This window comes from uncultured Nostoc sp. (assembly GCF_964245575.1).
Taxonomy (GTDB): Bacteria; Cyanobacteriota; Cyanobacteriia; order Cyanobacteriales; family Nostocaceae; genus Nostoc.
This window is the reverse complement of sequence record NZ_CAXTNP010000451.1, coordinates 1-4,224: the sequence shown is the minus strand read 5'-3', so window position 1 is coordinate 4,224 and position 4,224 is coordinate 1. Positions and strand designations below refer to the sequence as shown.

The 4,224-nt window shown below is 44.7% G+C and carries 3 protein-coding genes; all 3 read right to left on the bottom strand.

Features of this window, described 5'->3' with window-relative positions:
- Positions 1-260: 260 nt before the first annotated feature.
- The 3 genes from ACFFAP_RS36670 to ACFFAP_RS36660 all read right to left on the bottom strand — a co-directional run bounded on the left by ACFFAP_RS36670 (position 261) and on the right by ACFFAP_RS36660 (position 4,162).
- Complete coding sequence (locus ACFFAP_RS36670) at positions 261-959, bottom strand: class I SAM-dependent methyltransferase (protein WP_375515808.1); 699 nt, start codon at positions 957-959, stop codon at positions 261-263.
- 247 nt (positions 960-1,206) lie between these two features.
- Entirely contained in the window at positions 1,207-3,480 is a 2,274-nt protein-coding gene (locus ACFFAP_RS36665) for a cation:proton antiporter (RefSeq protein ID WP_375515807.1), read from the bottom strand.
- Between the two features lie 388 nt (positions 3,481-3,868).
- On the bottom strand, positions 3,869-4,162 hold the full coding sequence (locus ACFFAP_RS36660; RefSeq protein WP_375515806.1) for a hypothetical protein: 294 nt from the start codon (positions 4,160-4,162) through the stop codon (positions 3,869-3,871).
- Between the last annotated feature and the right edge of the window lie 62 nt (positions 4,163-4,224).

The following is a 4,224-nucleotide window of genomic DNA, read 5'->3' as shown; positions in this document are numbered from 1 at the left end:
GGGACTGGGGACACAACGACTGCGCTCAGTGCATCGCTCTTTACTGGGGACTGGGTGAAAAGTCTTTTTGTGTTTAAGTTTTATCATCTATCGATGTCCTAATCACCTTTGCGGTTGCTATAGTGGTAAAAATCCTCTTTATTACCATAGGACTTACGCAAAAACTCTCTCAAACTCTTATTACTTCGTGTCCTTTGCGTCTTTGCGGTTCGTTTTTTCATAATTTTGCGTAAGATCCCATACCACTAGAAAAAATCCTGTCATGGTCGCCTTGCATACCAAGCATGAATAAAAAGAGTTTGCAAGAAGAGTACAGGAGTATCAAAGCCGCTCGATGTGATGATTGATGCGACTTCATTCGGTGGTAGTACCGCAGCATCCCGACCATGAGAGGCAAGAAAGTTTTCGATGTCCTGATCCGGATATTCGGCGTACTTCAACATCCGAGTCCAAACCTCACGAAGGCTTTGATAGGATGAACTGGACATATCGGAAGCCAAATCTGCACTAACCAAATATCCCTGAGGGCGAAGGCGTGAAGCGATTTGACTGAAAAATTTACGCCTTTTTGCTTGCTGCATAAAGAAGTGAGAAACCAGTAGGCAAGTCACCGCATGGAACGGCTCCGAGACGGGCAACGAATCGAGATAACCTTCGTGCCATGTGCAACGCGACGCAACTCCACACGCTTCGGCTTTCTGACGACAAGTGTCAAGCATCGCAGGCGCAGGCTCAACCGCCGTGAATTGCCACTGCGGAAATTCACGAGCGAGATAAATCAGTTCCAAGCCAGTTCCGACACCGACACAAAGAATCCGCGCATCCGCAGGAAGCTCAGAAAGTACCAAGCGGGTCAGTAAATGAAGTGCGTCGCGCAATGGAGCGAGTTTAGCCGCTCGTTCGTCGTAGGTAGAGGCGCGTTCTTCGTCGAAGACGATAGCTTGTTCTTGATTTGGCATGAGAGAGCAAGTAATTACACTATCTTTATTTTGGACGATTGAATTCTGTGCAAACAACGTCGCGCAATAAAAAGGCAAAGCCCAAGACCCTGTTAAGTATTTTGCTGCTCAGGAAAATCAAGATTTAGGAGTGTTCAAATCCCTGCAAAAGCCAGTCTCCAAGCTGGAGAGAGTCTCCTTTTCCTGCACCCTCGCAGACAAATATGCAATTACCTTAACCTCTCACGGATGGAGGGGGAGTGAATAGTTACATAGAAAGGGGTGCTGAACTTGCGACGGCAAATAACTGTTCTAGTTGACTCAAACCTGTCAAGCCACCACATAACAATACTTGGTCGCTAACTTGCAAGTCCATGCCGCCATCAGGATAGCGGATAAACTTGCCATCTCGCCGGATTGCCTGTACCTGTACTCCATATTGCTTGCCGATATCTAAATCTCTAAGGGTTTTACCTAGCGTTGGTGCATCTGCATTAACTGTAATCCACTGGCAAGCACTATTTTCTCCGGGAACAACAGCTTGTCCTTTAGCTAACTCTGCCAAAGCTGCTAGTTCTTCATCTGCTCCCACAATCAGCAAGCGATCGCCTTCTTCCAATTTGGTTTGATTATTGGGATAATCGATTTCATCCCCGTTAGCGCGGCGAATTGCCATCAAACTCGCTCCTGTTAAGTAGCGCATATCTGCTTCTTCTATGCTCATACCAATTAAAGGCGAAGCAGATGGGAGAGGATACCAGCGCTGATTTAAATCGCGGGTTGCTTGGCGCAAATCACGAGCAACTTCAGTAGCAGAACGTTCTGGCCGCAAATCTAAATAATGATCGTTGCGGATTTGCTGCATTTCCCGTTGCACGACAACTGGCGACAACAAGCCTAAGCCAGTTAATAAATGAGTTGCCATTTCTAAGCTGGCTTCAAACTCTGGTTGCACAACTTCTCTAGCTCCCAATTGATACAGCACCTCAATATTTTTATCCTGGGTAGCACGGACAACCAAATCTAATTCTGGGCACAATTCCAAAGCGCGTTTCAAGCAAAGACGACTACTCATTGGATCTGGGAGTGCGATCGCCATTCCTTTGGCATGATTCACACCAGCAGTTTCCAGAACATGTAAACTCACGCAATTGCCATAGACATAAGACACACCCATCTCACGCAACTGCTGAATTCTACTTTCTGATTGGTCAATTACCACCACAGGTAGGTCATGTTGTAGCAACAACTTTACTAAATTTTTGCCAACTTGCCCATAGCCACAGACTACCACATGGTTTTTGAAGGGCAAATCTTCCGACACATCCCGCGCCTCTTGTTCTTCTAAATACGGTTTCAACCAGGGCATTGATTCAGCAAAGTTAAATAAAAATGGCACTAGCCGCAGGACAAAGGGAGTAAGCATGAGAGTAACTGCGGTGGTTCCCAAAATTAATAAGTATATTTGTCGGGACACCAGCCCCAATGCCTGCCCTTCACTAGCCAGGACAAAGGAAAATTCTCCAATTTGTGCCAGTCCCAAACCGGCGATTATGGCTGTTTTCAAAGGGTAGCCAAACAGCTTTACTAAGGGGGTGATAATCAAAAATTTCCCTACGAAAACTATTGCCACTAACCCCAAAATCAATTCTAGGTTGTTCCACAAAAACACTGGGTCGATTAACATCCCAATGGCGGCAAAAAATAAACTGGCAAAGATATCTCGCAAGGGTTCGACATAAGTCAGGGTTTGATCAGCGTACTCCACCTCAGAAATCATCAAACCTGCGACAAATGCCCCCATTTCAATCGACAGCCCTAAATGCTCTGTCAACAGAGCAATGCCCAAACATAGAGCTACAACCCCTAATAAAAATAGTTCTTTGCTTTCGGTACGGGCTAACAGTTGCAACAAAGGTGGTATCAGCCAAATCCCCGCAGCTACTGCACCAGCAGCAAATAAACCAATCAACAATAGTGCTGTCAGCACGGTGATGCCTATAGTTTCTGCTGGTTGGTTAAGGGCTGGTAAAACTGCTAACATCAGTCCTAGTGCCAAGTCCTGTACTACCAGAATCCCTAGCATAACTTGCCCGTGGGGCGTTTCTGTTTCGTTATCTTCCATCAAACACTTGAGGACAACCGCCGTGGAAGACAAGGACAGAATACACCCCAAAAACATGCCCTTAGCAGGTAAGGCTCCCCAGGCTCCGGTTAACCCGCATACCACAACTGTAATCAAAATCGTCAAAGCAATCTGGAGTCCACCTCCGCCAAGAGCGATCGCTTTTACCTTCTTGAGTTCCGCAAAAGAAAATTCCACACCCAAGGCGAATAGCAAAAAGGCAACCCCGAACTGTGCCAGAGTCTCTACTTGAATAAGTTCTTTAATCAGTCCCAGTCCGGCTGGCCCAATGACTATCCCGCCAATGAGATAACCTAGCAGCACGGGTTGTCGCAAAAGTGCCGCCAACAGTCCGCCACAGGCTGCAACTCCTAGAACTAAAACTAAATCAACAATTAGCCTAAAATCTTCTTGCACCAGTTTTAAAAGAACTATTAATTAAGACCTATTAATTCAGGATACAAAGTTTTATATATCTTAGGACAGTTTGTTTTGTGAAAGGGGCAGGGGGCAGCAAGGATATATTAGCCTTGATTTCTGGGCTGATTTTAGGACTGATTTATGTGCAGCCTAACTTAAGCACAATTTTTGTAAAAAAGCCCCTCAAAATATAAACTAATTGTCCATCCTTATAACTCAGTCCTGGTAAAGCCTTGAGTCTATTTGCTCTCTAATCCTGGCTCAAACGAATGATTGCAGATTAGTTGCTCTCTAATCCTGGTTTGAAAGAGTCGGGAAGTACTCCCTTTGAGCGATTAGTATTGCAGGTCGCTACATGTAGACATCGCTATTCTAATCGCTGCTTTTAAATAACAGTCTTTTCTTGTTGCTTAGAAACTGGCATTAAAAACAGTTTTGGCAATAAAAGCCCAGAACGATTTTTGTAGTCATCAAACTCAGAGTAACGAGATAAAGAAGAGTCTTTTTTAAGCATATTTGGAATAAATATCATGCTGATAAAACCTCCGAGAATCAAAAATGGGAGCCAGTGTTGAGTCAGCATGGCGAATGGATTAGTGTGAAACCAAACTTCGACAGATAAACGAGTTACCAAATCAATAACTTTACAAATCTTACCTGCTAGTTGCCCTGCTTTCAAGTCCTACGAGTATCAAAGGTGGATTCATCCAGTTCAAAGACTCATTAATGAGTATCAAAGGT

What these genes read in the sequence shown, in the direction of transcription:
- ACFFAP_RS36670 (WP_375515808.1), bottom strand. Translation starts at nt 959, where the DNA reads ATGCCAAATCAAGAACAAGCTATCGTCTTCGACGAAGAACGCGCCTCT.